General features: G+C 69.0%; 16 protein-coding genes. 11 read left to right on the top strand and 5 right to left on the bottom strand.

What is annotated here, in order from left to right; genetic code table 11:
- The first annotated feature begins 42 nt into the window (after nt 1-42).
- Nucleotides 43-705, top strand: a complete 663-nt coding sequence (locus AB0H76_RS24815; protein WP_357328395.1) for a TetR/AcrR family transcriptional regulator — start codon at nt 43-45, stop codon at nt 703-705.
- Here AB0H76_RS24815 and AB0H76_RS24810 read toward each other — a convergent pair.
- The 4 genes from AB0H76_RS24810 to AB0H76_RS24795 form a co-directional block, all read right to left on the bottom strand.
- Nucleotides 688-1,401 (bottom strand): TMEM165/GDT1 family protein, encoded by a 714-nt coding sequence (locus AB0H76_RS24810; protein WP_357328393.1) that lies wholly within the window; start codon nt 1,399-1,401, stop codon nt 688-690. The genes AB0H76_RS24815 and AB0H76_RS24810 overlap by 18 nt on opposite strands.
- A gap of 318 nt (nt 1,402-1,719) precedes the next feature.
- Nucleotides 1,720-2,247 (bottom strand): peptidase, encoded by a 528-nt coding sequence (locus AB0H76_RS24805; protein WP_357328391.1) that lies wholly within the window; start codon nt 2,245-2,247, stop codon nt 1,720-1,722.
- A gap of 224 nt (nt 2,248-2,471) precedes the next feature.
- Nucleotides 2,472-4,430 (bottom strand): molecular chaperone HtpG, encoded by a 1,959-nt coding sequence (htpG, locus tag AB0H76_RS24800; RefSeq protein WP_357328388.1) that lies wholly within the window; start codon nt 4,428-4,430, stop codon nt 2,472-2,474.
- 24 nt (nt 4,431-4,454) lie between these two features.
- Entirely contained in the window at nt 4,455-6,188 is a 1,734-nt protein-coding gene (locus AB0H76_RS24795; protein WP_357328385.1) for a TM0106 family RecB-like putative nuclease, read from the bottom strand.
- 198 nt (nt 6,189-6,386) lie between these two features.
- Between AB0H76_RS24795 and AB0H76_RS24790 the strand changes: the two genes are divergently transcribed.
- The 7 genes from AB0H76_RS24790 to rraA all read left to right on the top strand — a co-directional run bounded on the left by AB0H76_RS24790 (nt 6,387) and on the right by rraA (nt 10,856).
- A complete protein-coding gene (locus AB0H76_RS24790; RefSeq protein WP_357328382.1) occupies nt 6,387-7,007 on the top strand; it encodes a DUF6474 family protein in 621 nt (206 codons plus the stop codon).
- Between the two features lie 31 nt (nt 7,008-7,038).
- Nucleotides 7,039-7,554, top strand: coding sequence for a hypothetical protein (locus AB0H76_RS24785; protein ID WP_357328379.1), 516 nt, complete (start codon nt 7,039-7,041; stop codon nt 7,552-7,554).
- 53 nt (nt 7,555-7,607) lie between these two features.
- Nucleotides 7,608-8,264, top strand: coding sequence for a YcnI family protein (locus AB0H76_RS24780; protein WP_357328376.1), 657 nt, complete (start codon nt 7,608-7,610; stop codon nt 8,262-8,264).
- 23 nt (nt 8,265-8,287) lie between these two features.
- Nucleotides 8,288-8,815, top strand: coding sequence for a copper resistance CopC family protein (locus AB0H76_RS24775; RefSeq protein ID WP_357329868.1), 528 nt, complete (start codon nt 8,288-8,290; stop codon nt 8,813-8,815).
- Nucleotides 8,812-9,741: a CopD family protein gene (locus tag AB0H76_RS24770; protein WP_357328374.1), complete on the top strand. Its 930-nt coding sequence runs from the start codon at nt 8,812-8,814 to the stop codon at nt 9,739-9,741. Before AB0H76_RS24775 ends, AB0H76_RS24770 begins: the two co-directional genes overlap by 4 nt.
- A 37-nt stretch (nt 9,742-9,778) precedes the next feature.
- Nucleotides 9,779-10,252 carry an SRPBCC family protein gene (locus AB0H76_RS24765; RefSeq protein WP_357328371.1) on the top strand — a complete coding sequence of 158 codons (474 nt, stop codon included), beginning with the start codon at nt 9,779-9,781 and terminating at the stop codon, nt 10,250-10,252.
- 118 nt (nt 10,253-10,370) lie between these two features.
- Complete coding sequence (gene rraA / locus AB0H76_RS24760) at nt 10,371-10,856, top strand: ribonuclease E activity regulator RraA (RefSeq protein ID WP_357328368.1); 486 nt, start codon at nt 10,371-10,373, stop codon at nt 10,854-10,856.
- 1 nt (nt 10,857) lies between these two features.
- Here the strand turns inward: rraA and AB0H76_RS24755 are convergent, their stop codons facing one another.
- Nucleotides 10,858-11,076: an RNA-binding S4 domain-containing protein gene (locus AB0H76_RS24755; protein WP_357328365.1), complete on the bottom strand. Its 219-nt coding sequence runs from the start codon at nt 11,074-11,076 to the stop codon at nt 10,858-10,860.
- Nucleotides 11,077-11,206: 130 nt separating this feature from the next.
- Between AB0H76_RS24755 and lysX the strand changes: the two genes are divergently transcribed.
- From lysX to AB0H76_RS24740, 3 genes are all read left to right on the top strand, one after another.
- Complete coding sequence (lysX, locus tag AB0H76_RS24750; RefSeq protein ID WP_357328363.1) at nt 11,207-14,527, top strand: bifunctional lysylphosphatidylglycerol synthetase/lysine--tRNA ligase LysX; 3,321 nt, start codon at nt 11,207-11,209, stop codon at nt 14,525-14,527.
- A 135-nt stretch (nt 14,528-14,662) separates the two neighbouring features.
- Nucleotides 14,663-14,890, top strand: a complete 228-nt coding sequence (locus AB0H76_RS24745; RefSeq protein ID WP_357328360.1) for a hypothetical protein — start codon at nt 14,663-14,665, stop codon at nt 14,888-14,890.
- Nucleotides 14,891-14,974: 84 nt separating this feature from the next.
- Nucleotides 14,975-15,583 (top strand): histidine phosphatase family protein, encoded by a 609-nt coding sequence (locus tag AB0H76_RS24740; RefSeq protein WP_357328358.1) that lies wholly within the window; start codon nt 14,975-14,977, stop codon nt 15,581-15,583.
- Nucleotides 15,584-15,586 lie beyond the last annotated feature (3 nt).

The following is a 15,586-nucleotide window of genomic DNA, read 5'->3' as shown; positions in this document are numbered from 1 at the left end:
ATGGAGCCGCAGCCTGCCCTACCCCGAACCCGGAGCCACCGTATGACCCAACCTGCCGCCCGCCAACTCCCCCGCGGCCGCCACGGCCTGCCGCGGGAGCAGGTGATCGCGTCCCAGCGCGAGCGCATCCTGCAGGCCATGGCCGAGGCCATGGCGGAGAACGGGTACGTCGGGACTTCGGTCGCGGTGGTCCTGAAACGCGCGGGCGTCTCCCGGGAGACCTTCTACGAGCAGTTCCGCTCCAAGGAGGACTGTTTCGAGGCAGCCTACGAGCGGGCCGTCGGCGGCCTGCTCACCCATATCGCGAACGCCTCCGCCACCCCCGAATCGGATCCGGGGGCTCCCGTCGATCCCGATCGCATGGGCCGCATCCTCGGCGCCTACCTGGACGGTCTGGCCGCCGAACCCGCCTACGCCCGGCTCTTCCTGGTCGAGGTGTACGCCGCGGGCAGCAAGGCCGTGGCCCGCCGCGCCCAGATGCAGGAATCCTTCGTCGCGCTGATGGCCGAGGTGCTGGGCGCCGAGACCGAGGCACAGCGTTTCGCCTGCCAGACCCTGGCGGCGGGCGTCAGCGCCATGGTCACCGCGCGCATCGCCGTCGACGACCTGGACGGCCTGCGTGCCCTGCGCGCACCGCTGCTGGACCTGGTCCAGCGCAGCGGCGATCTCTACGGGACCGCCCACGCCCTACGGGACGCGCGGTGACTCGACCGTCTTGACCGGCGCGGGCGCGGTGCGGCGGCGGGCCCGGCGGGCCAGCAGCACGGCGCCCGCGGCAGCGGGGACGAGGATGGCCAGCAGCGCGCCCGCCAGCAGGCCGAGGCCGGGCAGGACGGTGGCGAGCAGGGTGGCCGCACCGAAGTAGAGGAACAGCAGGCCCGCGGCCAGGCCGATGGTGCGCTCCGGCAGGTGCTTGCCGATCACGATGCCCAGCGCGATGGCCAGGGCGTCGGCGGCGACCATGCCGATGGTGGACCCGAGCCAGACGCCGAACCAGTTGTTGTCGGTGGCCAGCGCCGCGGTGGCGAACATGGTGCGGTCACCCAGTTCGGCCAGCAGGAAGGCCGACAGGACGACGAAGTACGGCGCCTTGCCGGAGCGCGGCGGCTTCGGTTCGTCCTCGGGATCGGGGACGGCGAGGTTCTCGCGCAGCGTCCAGAGGCCGACGCCGAGGAACATCAGCGCCGCGACCAGCGCGATGGCGGTGGTGGGCAGGGCCGCGCCGAGGAAGTGGCCGACGGCGACCGAGATGATGTGGACCAGGGCGGTCGCGGTGGCGATGCCGCCGAGCACTACCCACCAGCGGTAGCGCAGGGCGAAAGTCAGGGCCATGAGCTGTGATTTGTCGCCTAGCTCGGCCAGGAAGACGATGCCGATACTCAGCAATATCGTGGCGATCATGTCGGTGGTGTGCTCCCAGGTCTCCGGCCTGCCGGCCTGGAGACGGGTACGCCTCCGGCCGACAACGAATGGTTGTTCAGGCCGAAGGTCTCGCCCACCGGTTCGCTACCGGTTCATGCAACCGGACCCGGGCTCACGCTGAGCGGTGGATCAGTATGTCGACTGCATGATTGGGGGCTACTCCCCTTCGCTGCCACCGACTTTACCCGGATGCCCACCGATTGCCAAGCTGACGTTACCGAAATCGCAATGCGCACAATAAGTTTGGGCTCCGACGCGAAAAGATTCGGGTACCCTTACCCGCTGGCGCGGGCACGCTCACGCGGCCAGCAGCATGGCCAGAACCGCGGTATCGGGATCGCTGATCGGATCCAGTCCGACCCGGCTGACCAGCGAGGTTATCGTGCCGTCCGACTCCGCCTCGACCCACGCGGCCCGATGCTCCAGACCCAGATGCGGCACACCCGGCAGCAGCACACAGCCCGAAGCCGCGCCCGCGCACTCCGGCAGGGACGGCCGGGTCTCCGAGGGCGGATGCAGCATCAACAGCGCCGGTGGCACATGCTCGGCAAACCTTCCGGGTGCCACCGCCCGCTCACCCAGCACCGGCCCCTCGGCCAGCACCAGGCCGACCATGTCCGGCGCGGGATCGTCGGGCAGCTCCTCACGGACCCCGAAGACCGTCGAGGTATGCAGCAGCCCGGGTAATGTCGCTACCCGCACCGCGAGCACCAGCACCTGGGCCCATTCCTTGGTGGTATCGGGCCAGCGCCCGCTGATGACGAAGCCGCGAAGCAATCCACTCGCTTGAAACGGCGTGATGCCGATCGGTCCACTGGTCCGCATGATGCCTCCATTCCGCCGGCACCGGCTCCACCAAACTGATGGAGTCAGAGAATGAACTAGACATCACCTGGCACACAAGTACCACTGAGTGCCAGCCGTGTGATTTCCCGTGCACTCGGCCAACTCCTGTACCAGGGAATACCCCGCCCGAAACCCCCGCTACGACGAATGGCCACCCCCGGCGGGGGTGGCCATTCGTAACAGGAACTTCTCGCCGGAAACGACTACAGCGTCCGGGTGAGCCGATCGGTCAGGATGTGGGCGAACCGCGCCGGATCCTTCAGCTCGCCGCCCTCGGCCAGCACCGCGGTGCCGTAGAGCAGCTCCGCGGTCTCGGTCAGCTCCGGCACCTTCTGCTCGTCGGCGTCTTCCTTGCGTGCGAAGTACGCCTCCTTGAGCCCGTTGACCAGTGGATGCGTCGGGTTCAGCTCGAGGATCCGCTTGGACTCCGGCACCGCTTGGCCGGAAGCGCGGTACATCCGCTCCAGCATCGGCGTGAAGTCGAAGGTGTCACCGACCAGGCAGGCAGGCGAGGTGGTGAGCCGGTTGGTCAGGCGCACCTCCTTCACGCTCTCGTCCAAGGTCTTGCCGAGCCAGGTCAGCACGTCGGCGTAGTCCTTGTCCTGCTGTTCGCGCAGCGCCTCGGAGGCCTTCTTCTCGTCCTCGGTCTCCAGATCCACCTCGCCCTTGGCGATGGACTGGAACGGCTTGCCCTCGAACTCGGTCACCGAGCCGACCCACATCTCGTCGACCGGATCGGTCAGGATCAGCACCTCGCGGCCCTTGGCCTTGAACGCCTCGATGTGCGGCGAGGATTCGATCTGCTGCCGGCTCTCGCCGGTCATGTAGTAGATCTGCTCCTGGCCCTCGGGCATCCGCTCCAGGTACTGCCGCAGCGTGGTCAGCTCGGTATCGGACGCGGTCGAGGCGAACGAGCTGACGCCCAGCAGGGTGTCGCGGTTGTCGAAGTCCGCGAGCAGGCCCTCCTTGAGGACGCGGCCGAATTCCTTCCAGAAGGTCTGGTACTTCTCCTGGTCCTCGGCGCCCTGCAAATCCTTGACCGTGGACAGCACCTTCTTGACCAGGCGCTTGCGGATCATCTGGATCTGCCGGTCCTGCTGCAGGATCTCGCGGGAGACGTTGAGCGAGAGATCCTGCGCGTCCACCACGCCCTTGACGAAGCGCAGGTACTCCGGCATCAGCTCTTCGCAGTTGTCCATGATGAACACCCGCTTGACGTAGAGCTGCACGCCGCGCTTGTGCTCGCGGGTGAACAGGTCGAACGGCGCGTGCGACGGAATGAACAGCAGCGCCTGGTATTCGAAGGTGCCCTCGGCCTTGAGCGGGATGATCTCGAGCGGATCGTCCCAGCTGTGGCTGACGTGGTGGTAGAACTCCTTGTACTCCTCGTCGCTGACCTCGCTCTTGGGGCGGGTCCACAGCGCCTTCATGGAGTTGAGGGTCTGCTCCTCGGCGACCGTCTTCTCGGTCTTCTCCTCGCCTTCACCCTCGGTGACGGTGCGTTCCACCGTCATCCGGATGGGCCAGGCGATGAAGTCGGAGTACTTCTTGACGATCTCGCGGAGCTTCCACTCCAGCGTGTAGTCGAAGAGGTGATCGTCCTCGTCGGCCGGCTTCAGGTGCAGGGTGACCGCGGTGCCCTGCGGAGCGTCTTCGACGGTCTCGATGGTGTAGGTGGAGCTGCCCGCGGCCGATTCCCAGCGGGTGCCCTCGGTTTCGCCCGCCTTGCGGGTGGTCAGGACGACCTTGTCGGCGACCATGAAGGTCGAGTAGAAGCCGATACCGAACTGGCCGATCAGTTCCTCGGCGGCCGCCTCGGACTTGGCTTCGTTCAGTTGCCTGCGCAGTTCCGCGGTGCCGGACTTGGCCAGGGTGCCGATCAGGTCGACTACCTCGGCGCGGGACATGCCGATGCCGTTGTCCCGGACCGTCAGGATCCTGGGGTCGGTGCCGACCTCCAGCTCGATGTGCAGGTCGGAGGTGTCGACCTGCAGATCCTTGTCCTTGTAGGACTCCAGCCGCAGCTTGTCCAGGGCGTCGGAAGCGTTCGAGATCAGCTCCCGCAGGAACGAGTCTTTGTTGGAGTAGATCGAGTGGATCATCAGCTCCAGGAGCTGATGAGCCTCGGCCTGGAACTCGAGTTGTTCGACGTGCTCTGTCACGCCCGGAATATTAGCCCGCGTGCCTCACTGGCCGACTCGGGCGGTGAAATCCTCGAGGCCGGGCACTTCCACATCCGCGCTGTGCGCCGAGGGTTGCTTCGGGCACATCCACTCGCGCAGCACCATGGTGGCGCGCACATCGTCCTCGTTGTATTCGAACAATCGGGTGCGCTGGGACATATCCGGCTCGTCGTCGTAGCCGACGGCCAGGCGATACCAGCTCATCGAGGCTTCGCCGCCGGCCTCCGGATCACGCCAGGAGAAGCCGGCGACCGGCGCGATCTTCTTCAGGCCCTTGCCGCTCGGGCAGATGAACTGATCGGAGACGGCCTGGAACATGTCCACCCACTCCGGCCCGTCGACGAACGCGCGGATCTGATCGACCGTGGGCACGCCGGGCTGCCCCGCGAACCGGCGCGCCGACTCGTAGAGCCACTTGTCCTCGGCGGTACGCGAATAGCAGTAGGCGGCAAAGGTTTTCCCGGCCATCGCGGCCTCGGCGCGGACCTGCATGAGCCAGGTCCAGAACTCGGCGAAGGAGCGGCCCTCGTCCTCGGTGGGCAGCGGATCCCAGGTGACGAACGGGCGGTACACCCCGTCCAGCAGCGTGCCCCACAGGTAGGCGCCGTACTCCTGGTAGCTCTCCAGATCGACATCGACCTCGACGTCGGCGCGCTTGACCCAGACCCGGTCCACCCGGCGCACCAGCGGCGCGTTGGCCAGCCAGGCGCGCGCGGTGACCACGGCCTCGTCGAACGGGCCGTGCTGCCAATCGTCGGGATCCTCGCCGGTCCAGCCGGCCAGATCGTCGATGGTCTGCACGCCGTGCCCGCGCAGCACCTCGGCGCGCGAACCCGGCGCGACCAGGCTGACATCGCGATGCTCGGCCAGCCAATCGGCACAGCTGAGCTCGCCGGCGGCCGCACTCGGCGCGGCGCGATTCCACCACGGGCACTGCCGGCACTCGGGCACCTTGGACGGGATGGTGGGCAGCTCGCCGCGCACCACCGCGATGCGATCGGCGTAGCGCCGGTCGTAATCGTCGAGCAGCGGGCCGAGATCGTGCACCAGGATCCGGTCCAGGTGGTAGCCGATGACGCCGCCGACCAAGGCCGGGCTGGCCAGGCCGTGGCGCTGCAGCATCCGGTAGAGATGGGCCAGGCGCTGCTGATCGCGCGGCTGCTGGCGCAGCTTGCGGGTGGGATCCGGTTTCGGATTCCACGCGTAGGGGTCGGAGGTGGTGGGGTGGAAATCGGCGGGCTCGGGGCGGCGCGGATCGGTGACCTTGTGGTTGACCACGATGACCGGGATATAGCCGCCGCGATCCAGATCGCGCAGCAGGATCTCCGAACCGCCGCGTCTGCCGGTGTCGGGCTCCTGCGGTAGCAGAGCACCCCAAATATGCTGGGCCGCAGCCTCACACGCGGCCATGGTGGCCGCGGCGCGGGCCCGGGCCGGCTGCGCCGGATCGATCACCACCCAGTTGTCCGGGTCGGCGGCGATCAGGGCGTCACGGACCCGATTGCGGTGCGCGGCGGCCGCTTCGCGGCGCTGGCGCACGCCCGCGTCCTCCACCACCCCGGACAGGTGCCGCGGAAAATTGGCATCCAGATGCAGCCGATGCCGGCAGCCGATCAGCGCTCGCGCGTCGATGAAGGCGGCCGGGGCACCATGGGCGGACGCATCGACACCGGCCGGCCGATCCTCGGCCGAAGCGTCGTTGTTGCGACCGTCGCGGTCATCGATGCCCGAGTACACGTAGGCAAGTATGGTCCCTACCCCCGACATGTCCTGCAGCTGCACCCGGTGGCGGTGTCGCGTTCGACATGCGCGGTTCACCCGATGGCAGCCGGGGCACGGGAACCGATAGGGTACTTCCAAACCGTGTGACATGGGCGGACGGGCGTTTGTGCACGTCGTTCCGCCGTGGCGAACCAGCATGACGGAGGGCCTTCGATGGGGTTGTTCACGAAGCGCAAGCGGCGGCCGAGCCGCCGGGCCGAGGCGAAAGCCCTCAAGCACAAGGCCGCGTTGGAGGCCAAGTACGGGGCGAAGATCACCCGCAAGGCCAAGCGTGCGGAGGGGCGCACCCAGCGCCAGGTCGCCAAGGCGCAGATCGCCGCGTTCCAGGCCGAGGAGAAGGCGGCCGTGAAGCTGGCCGCCAAGGCCGAGCGCGACCCGTTCAGTGCCGCTCAGGTCCGCAAATACCTTGGCGTGGCCCGGATCCTGGTACCGGTGCTCGCGCCGCTGGCCTACCGCGCCGCCACCATGGTCCGCGCCCAGCTCGACGCGCGCAAAGCCCAGCAGCTCGGCGTCGGCATCGATCAGCTCGGCGATTTCAGCGGCCACGGCGCCAAATTGCACGCGCGGATCGCCAATACCGAAGCGGCTCTTGCCAAGATCACCGATCAGGCCGAGTTCTCCCTGGCCACCCGCGATCGGCTCGACAGCCTCAGCGCCGCCGTGCGCACCGCCGAGCAGATGCCCGCGGCCCGCCGCCGCGCGGTGCACACCTCGATCGCGCACGAGCTCACCACCATCGAGACCGACGTGCTCGCCCGCCTCGGCGTCAGCTGACCCCGGCCATGCCCAGAGCGACGGCACCGGCATGACCAGCCCACGCCAGGTGCTGGTCGGCGGTGTCGTCGGCGCGATGATCGCCGCGCTGGCCGTCGCCGCGCACGGGGCGGCGGGTGGCGGGTTCCCTGGCTCGGCCGAGGCCGCGCTGGTGCTGCTGGTCGCCGCACCGGCCGCCTGCCTGGCGGCCACGCTCCCCGCGGCCCGCAGCCGGCTCGGGGTGCTCCTCATGCTGGCCGGCGGCCAATTCGCCGGCCACGCGGCGCTTTCCGTGCTCGACGGGCACGACCATGCCCAGCGGGCACAGCTGCCCGCGGGGTGGATGCTGCTCGCCCATGGGGTGGCCACGCTGCTGGGCGGCGCGGTCATCCTGTTGGCGCAGCGGCTCTATCTCGTTGTCTCGGGCGCCATCCGGTCCGTGCTCGCGCGCCCGCCCCGGTGGTATCCGCCGGCCGCGGCCACCGGCTGGGCCGCTCCGGGCCTGGCGCCCTATCGATTTCATCCGAACGGCGCGCGCGGGCCGCGCGCACCGCCCGCCGCCGCCTGACCCGTTCCGGGTCGTGGTCTGGGATATTCCATTCGGAGAGAAAGTCTTTCATCATGCGTAGTTCTGTTCTGCGTGCCTGCGGCGCGATCGTCCCCGCCGTCGGCCTCGTCCTGCTCGCCGGCGGCACCGCCGCCGCGCACGTCACCGTGGATGCGCCCGGCGCGCAACAGGGGAAGTACTCGGTCGCCACCTTCCGGGTCCCGACCGAGTCGGACACCGCCTCGACCACGGCGCTCACGGTCACCCTGCCGAATCTGAAAAGCGCTCGCACCGAGCCGATTCCGGGCTGGACCTCCAAGGTGGAGAAGAACGGCCAGAAGGAAGCCGTGTCGGTCACCTGGACCGCGGACCCCGGTAACCCGGGCGTCGCGCCGGGCCAGTTCCAGCGCTTCGTGCTCTCGGTCGGCCCGCTGCCCAAGCAGGAAACGGTCACCTTCCCGACCACCCAGACCTACAGCGACGGCAAGGTCGTGGCCTGGGATCAGCCCGCCAAGGCCGACGGCACCGAGCCGGAACATCCGGCCCCCACGCTGACCCTGACGGCGAGCAAGGACGGCGAGGAGACCGGCCACAAGGTCGACGACAGCGCCGCGAGCGCGCCGAAGTCGACCGACGACACCGCCCGCTGGCTCGGCGGCGCCGGACTCGCGCTCGGCATCTTCGCGGTGGCGCTCGGCATCGGCAACGTCCTGCGTGGACGCAAGTCGTGAACGCCGCCAAGGCGACCCGGCTGCTGAGCGCGGTGGCCGCGGGCCTGCTGCTGCTCGGCTTCGGCGTGGCCGGCGCGGGCCCGGCGGCGGCGCACTCCGCGCCGATCGCCAGCGTCCCCGCAGACGGCGCCAGCATCGAAGTCAGCCCCGGCAAGGTCTCCATCACCTTCAACGAGGAGTTGCAGCCCAGCTTCCCGTCGCTGACCGTGGTCGGCCCGCCGGATCGCAACCTGTGGTCCCAGGGCAAGCCGGTGGTCGAGGGCAGCACGATCAGCATGGAGGTCGGTGACCTCGGCCCGGCCGGCGAGTACACCATCGCCTTCCGGGTCACCTCGGCCGACGGCCATCCGGTCAGCGGTACCCGGACCTTCACGCTGACCAAGGCGGGCACGGGCACCCCCGGTCCGCGCGCCGATGCCAAGGCGAACGCGGACGGCGCGGACGAGTCCGGCGGAATTCCGCTGTGGGTCTTCATCGCCGGTGCGGTCGTGCTGTTCGGCGGCGGCCTGGCCTTCGCGCTGTTCGGCGGCAAGGGGAAAGCCGCGAAGTGAGTAGACGCGGTGGCGGCCGGGACGCGGGGACGGTGCTGTTGCTGGTCCCGGCCGGGCTGCTCGGCGTCGTCCTGGCCTGGGCGCTGACCGCCCAGGGCGCGGCGAGCGCGGAGGCGGCGGCGCGGACGCTGGCCGACTGTCTCGGCGCCACCGTGCTCGGCCTGGCCGCGCTGCCGCGGCTGCACGAGCGACTGGATCCGCCGTGGCGGGCGCTGAGCGCGCTGGCCGGGATCTGGTGTGCCACCGAGGCCGCGGTGCTCGTCTTCGACGCGGCCGAGGTCGTCGGCGTGCCGGTGCGGCGTTTGAGCGCGGGCCAGTTCGGCACCTTCCTCACCGATATCAGCGGCGGGCAGATCGGGATCGCGGTGCTGGTCGGCACCGCGGTGGTCGCGGGTTACGCGGCGCTGGCCTATCGGCGACCGGAGACCGCCTCGACCGATCTGGTGCTGGTGTTCGCCGCGGTGGCGCTGGCGCTGCGGCCGATCACCGGTCACATGTCGCAGCAGCCGTTCGGTTCGGTGCTGGCCGCGGTGCACGCGCTCGCGGCGGCGACCTGGTTCGGCCTGCTCGTGGCGCTGGCGCTGGTGGTGCGCACCCGGGGCGAGTGGGCGGTGGTGCTGCCCCGCTATTCGGCGGTGGCGCTGCCGCTGGCCGGTGCGGTCGCGGTCACCGGCGTGGTCAACGGGCTGGTCCGGATCGACGGCCTGGGCGCGCTGGTGAGCACCGGTTACGGGCGCATTCTGCTCGCGAAAGCCGTGCTGCTGCTCGGGTTGCTGGCGCTGGGCTGGTGGTGGCGGCGCACCTGGGTGCGCCGTGCCGCCGACCATCGGATGACCGCGGAATCCTCGCTGCGCCGGGCCGTGTTCGAGGTCGTGGTGCTGGCGTTCGTCTTCGGTTTGGCGGCGACTTTGGCCGTCACCGCCTGAAAAGCGACCTGCTATAGAACCCGTTACAGTTGCCCGCATGACCGAAGTCAAGATCAACGAGACCTGTGCGGCATCGGCCGAATCCGCGTTCAGCTACATGAACGACTACCGCAATCTGACCGAGTTCCTCTACGGCATCCAGTCCTTCACGCCGGTCGGTACGCAGGTGGAAGGCGTTGGCGCGGCCTTCGACGCGCATGTGAAACTCGGCCCGGCCTCGCTGAAGTCACGCGTCGAGGTGAACAAGTGGGAAGAGAACGCCGCCATCGGGATCACCACGATCAAGGGCTTCGAGATCCACGCCACCTTCCGGTTCCAGCCGAAGGGCGCCGACGCCTGCACCGTCGACGCCCTCGTCGACTACCGGGTGCCGGGCGGTCTCGCCGGTAAGGCGCTGGGCCGCACGATCGAGCCGTTCGTCAAGGTCGCGGTCAAGCACACCACCGACAATCTGATCAAGCAGATCGCCGCGTTCCACATTGCGCGCGCCCAGCAGTCCGACTCGCACTGACGCCGGTACCCCGGCCGCCTCGACTACGAGCGCCGGCCCGGCGGACAGCCCTGCGACGCAGGTCACACGGGGTGCGGGCCGACCGGAAAACCGTCCGGCCCACCCCTAAGCTGGCCCCATGACCGAATCGAATGTTGTTGCCACCGCGGACCTAGCCGACGAGATCGGCCCCGAGATTCGCAGCTGCGATACCCAGTTCATTCAGTTCGGCGGGCGCGCCGCGTTTTCCGGCCGGATCACCACCATCCGCTGCTTCCAGGACAACCTGCTGGTGAAGCAGACGCTCGGTGAGCCGGGCAACGGCGGCGTGCTGGTGGTCGACGGCGGCGCCAGCGTGCACACCGCGCTCGTCGGCGACATCATCGCGGGCCGCGGCGTGGACAACGGCTGGGCCGGTGTCATCGTCAACGGCGCCGTGCGCGATTCGGCGATCCTGCGCACCCTCGATATCGGCGTCAAGGCGCTGGGCACCAACCCGCGCAAGAGCACCCAGACCGGCAGCGGCGAAAAGGACGTGCCGGTCGAGTTCGGTGGCATCACCTTCACCCCGGGCGAGGTGCTCTACAGCGACCACGACGGTGTCGTGGTGCGCGCCGAAGACTGAGTCAGCCGCCGACTTTGGCCTTGTGACCGGCGAGGGCGACGACGTCGCCGACCTGCAACTGCCGTCCGCGGCGTAGTTCCACCTCGTCGTTCACCCGGACCAGCCCGTTGGCGATCACGGTCTTGGCCTCGGATCCGGAATCGATCAGGTTGGCCAGCTTCAGAAACTGGCCGAGCCGAATGACTTCGTCATCGATCGGAATCTCGACTGGATCTGACATGTCTACATGCTTACCTTGCGGGCGAACAGCGGCGTACGCCACCCCCCTGCCGCCGTAAACGACGCGCCGAGAGCCGACATCCCGGGCGGTGATGGCGGCCCGAAGCGGCCGGACCGTACACACTGGTCCGGTGACTTCCACGCAAGCCGAGCACCGCACCACCGAACGTCCGCCGGAGAGATCGAATCCACCTGTTCCGCACCGCGGCCACGGACGCCTCAGCGACGTCCCGCATGTCGCGGCCACGATCTTGGGCGTCTTCGCGGTCACCTGTTTTCTGTGGAGTCTGTCCCCCGCGTTCCGTTTCCTGACCCACGTCCCGCGGCACTACATCGACGACTACTACATCGATGCGCCCGAGACCAACCTGATGTGGGCGCTGATCGTCGGCCTGCTGGCCGGCGCGGTGGCCAGCCGCAAGCGCATCGCCTGGTGGCTGCTGATCGGGTATTCGCTGCTGTGGTCGGGCGCCAACGCCCTGGACTTCGCCGCGAGCGGCAGCATGCACGCGCTGGTCGCGCTGGTCGTGCACGTCGTCGTGCTGGGGCTGCTGCTGGCGGCCTGGCGCGAGTTCTACACCCGGGTGCGCAGCGGCGCCGGCTGGAAAGCGCTTGGCGTGCTGGCCGGCGGCCTGGCCGCGGGCTGCCTGCTCGGCTGGGGCCTGGTCGAGCTGTTCCCCGGCACGCTGCCGCAGGGCTGGCAGCGGCCGGGCTGGGCGGTCTACCGGGTGACCGCCGCGGTGCTGGTGGACAACGAGCACTTCGACGGCCGCCCACACCAATTCGTCAACTTCCTGCTCGGCCTGTTCGGCGCCGCCGCGCTGCTGGCCGCGGTGATCGTGCTGCTGCGCTCGCAGCGCGCGGACAACGCGATGACGGGCACCGACGAGTCCGCGATCCGCGGGCTGCTGGAGCGCGCCGACGTCGAGGACTCGCTCGGCTACTTCGCCACCCGCCGGGACAAGGCGGTGGTGTTCGCGCCCAGCGGCAAGGCGGCCATCACCTATCGCGTGGAGCTGGGCGTCTGCCTGGCCAGCGGCGACCCGATCGGCATCCGGGAGGCCTGGCCGCAGGCGATCGACGCCTGGCTGCGCCAGGCCGACCAATTCGGCTGGGCGCCCGCGGTCATGGGCGCGAGCGAGGTGGGCGCGACCGCCTATCGCCGGGCCGGGCTCTCGGCTCTGCGCCTGGGCGACGAGGCCATCCTCGACACCCGCAGTTTCTCGCTGGCCGGTCCGGAGCTCAAACAGGTCCGCCAGGCCGCGAACCGGTTGCGCAAACACGATGTGACCGTGCGGATCCGGCGGCACCGCGATGTCCCGGCCGAGGAGTTCGCGCAGGTGATCGCCCGCGCCGACGCTTGGCGCGACACCGAGACCGAGCGCGGCTTCTCGATGGCGCTGGGCCGCCTGGGCGATCCGCTCGACGGTGACTGCCTGCTGGTCGAGGCGGTCAACAGCCGCGAGGACGTGCTCGGCATGCTGTCGCTGGTGCCGTGGGGGCGCACCGGCGCCTCGCTCGAGCTCATGCGCCGGGATCCGAACGGGCCCAACGGCGTGATGGAGCTGATGATCTCGCAGCTGGCGCTGACCTCCGAGCAGCACGGCATCACCAAGGTCTCGCTGAACTTCGCCGTCTTCCGCTCGGTGTTCGAGGAGGGCGCGCGGATCGGCGCCGGACCGGTGCTGCGGATGTGGCGCAGTGTGCTGCTGTTCTTTTCGCGCTGGTGGCAGCTGGAGGCGCTGTACCGCTCCAATGTGAAGTATCAGCCGCACTGGGTGCCGCGGTTCTTCCTGTTCGAGGAGCGCCGGCATCTGCCGCGCGCCGCGATGGCCAGTGCGCTGGCCGAGGGCTTCCTGCCGCGCCTGGGCCGCGACCCGGAGACCTCGGCGCACACCGGTTTGCGCAGCGCGGTCCCCGCGGCCTGCACCGGCCTGCACGCCGACGGCAGCCCGCCGGAACCGCCCGAACTCGAAGTGGAGGAACAGTTCCCGCGCCGCCCGGAGCAGGTGCGGGTGCGCATGGACAAGCTCGACCGGCTCACCGCCGCGGGCATCGAGGCCTACCCGACCGCCTATCCCCCGACCCACACCGTCGCCGCCGCGCGGCGCTCACCGCGCGGCACCACGGTGCGAATCTGCGGGCGGCTGCTGCGGATTCGGGACTACGGCGGCGTCATCTTCGCGGTGGTGCGGGACTGGTCCGACGATATCCAGCTGGTCATCGACCGGGACCGGGTCGGGGTCGAACGCAGCGCCGAGTTCACCGAATTCTTCGACCTCGGTGACCTGATCGAGGTCAGCGGCCAGATCGGCACCAGCCGGCGCGGTGAGCTATCGCTGCTTGCCGCGGACTGGCGGATGAACGGCAAATGCCTGCATCCGCTGCCGGACAAGTGGAAAGGCCTGGCCGACCCGGAGGCCCGGGTGCGCCAGCGCTACGTCGACATGGCGATCAACCCGGAGACCCGCGAGATCCTGGCCAAGCGCAGCGCGGTGGTGCGCTCGCTGCGGGACTCGCTCAACGGCCTGGGCTACCTCGAGGTGGAGACCCCGATCCTGCAGCAGGTGCACGGCGGCGCCAACGCGACACCGTTCCTCACCCACATCAACGCCTACGACCTGGACCTCTACCTGCGGATCGCGCCCGAACTGTATTTGAAACGGTTGTGCGTGGGCGGCATGGAGAAGGTGTTCGAACTGGGCCGGACTTTCCGCAACGAGGGCGTGGATTTCAGCCACAACCCGGAATTCACGATCTTGGAAGCCTATGAGGCGCACAGTGATTACCAGCGAATGATGGACACTTGCCGCCAGCTCATTCAGCAGGCGGCGCTGGCGGCCAACGGGAAAATGGTCGCGCTGCGGCCCGGCCCGGACGGCGCGCTCACCGAAATCGACATCTCCGGGCAGTGGACAGTCAAGACCGTGCACGGCGCGGTGTCGGAGGCCGTCGGCGCCGAAATCACCCCGCAGACAACGCTGGCCGAGCTGCGCGAGCTGTGCGACAAGGCCGAGGTGCCCTATCAGCACGGCTGGGACGCCGGCCAGGTGGTGCTGGAAATGTATGAGCACCTGGTGGAATCGCAGACCGAGGAACCCACCTTCTACCTCGACTTCCCCACCTCGGTGTCACCGCTGACCCGCGCGCACCGCAGCATTCCCGGCGTCGCCGAACGCTGGGACCTGGTGGCCTGGGGCGTCGAATTGGGCACGGCCTACAGCGAACTCACCGACCCGGTCGAGCAGCGCCGCCGGCTCACCGAGCAGTCGATGCTCGCGGCCAACGGCGATCCCGAGGCCATGGAATTGGACGAGGATTTCCTGCAGGCCCTCGAGCACGCGATGCCGCCGACCGGCGGGCTGGGGATGGGTGTGGATCGAATCGTCATGTTGATCACCGGCCGCAGTATTCGCGAAACTCTGCCCTTCCCATTGGTGAAACCACGTTGATCGTTAACGATCGCGCGCAATTTTCGGCGTGAGATTTCGCATTCGAGAACTACGCACATCGGGCGAAAGCACGGGCTATGTTGGAAACTCGGCCCCGGGAGGAGGCCGACACCGCCATCGACTTTGGGGAGCCATATGTACCTCGACCTGCTGCACAACGTGACGTTGATCGACCACTCGGTGTGGGCCAACCCGGACACCTACCTGGCGTCGGACACCTACACCCAGGCGATCGAGTACGCGGCCAAGAAAAAGAAGAAGAGCAAGGGTGGCGGCCTGATCTTCGGCCTCATCTGCATCGTGCTCGTCATCGCGCTGGCCGTCGGCGGCTACCTGCTCTACAAGCGCAGCAAGCGGAACTAGCCCAATCCCGCCCCGCTCACCGGCCCGGATCGCGCAACGCGACCCGGGCCGGTCCGCTTCGTCCCCTTGCGGCAGAGTGGGGGTGTGCAGTTGATTCTCGTCCGCCATGCCCAACCGCTCCGCGTCGTCAACGCGACCGGCCCGGCCGATCCGGAGCTGTCGCCCATCGGGCAGGAGCAGGCCGAACGAGTGCCCGCCGCACTGAGCCAGCACCGGATCAGCCGGATCCTGAGCAGCCCGCAGCGCCGGGCCCGCGCCACCGCCGACCCGCTGGCCGGCAAACTCGGCCTGGCCGTCGAGATCGTCGACGACCTCGCCGAATACGACCGCGACCTGCCGGCCTACATCCCGATCGAGGACGCGAAGACCGAATTCCAGGCCACCTACGAGCGGATCAAGGCCGGTCACCTGCCCGAGCAGATCGACGGCGCGGCCTTCGTCCAGCGGGTCCGCGACGCCGTCACCGAGATCGCCGCGAGCACCGATCCGGCCGACACCGTGGTCGCGTTCGCGCACGGTGGTGTGATCAACGTGCTGCTGCAAGAGGTGCTCGGCCTGGCCCGCCCGCTGACCTTCCCGATCGACTACTGCTCGATCACCCGGGTCCTGTTCTCCCGCACCGGTCGCCGCACCGCGGCCACCGTGAACGAGAACGGCCACGTCTGGGATCTGCTGCCGCGAAATCTGAAATAGCGG

This window comes from Nocardia sp. NPDC050712 (genome assembly GCF_040654295.1).
In the GTDB taxonomy this organism is placed as follows: domain Bacteria; phylum Actinomycetota; class Actinomycetes; order Mycobacteriales; family Mycobacteriaceae; genus Nocardia.
This window is presented reverse-complemented; position numbering and strand designations above follow the sequence as displayed.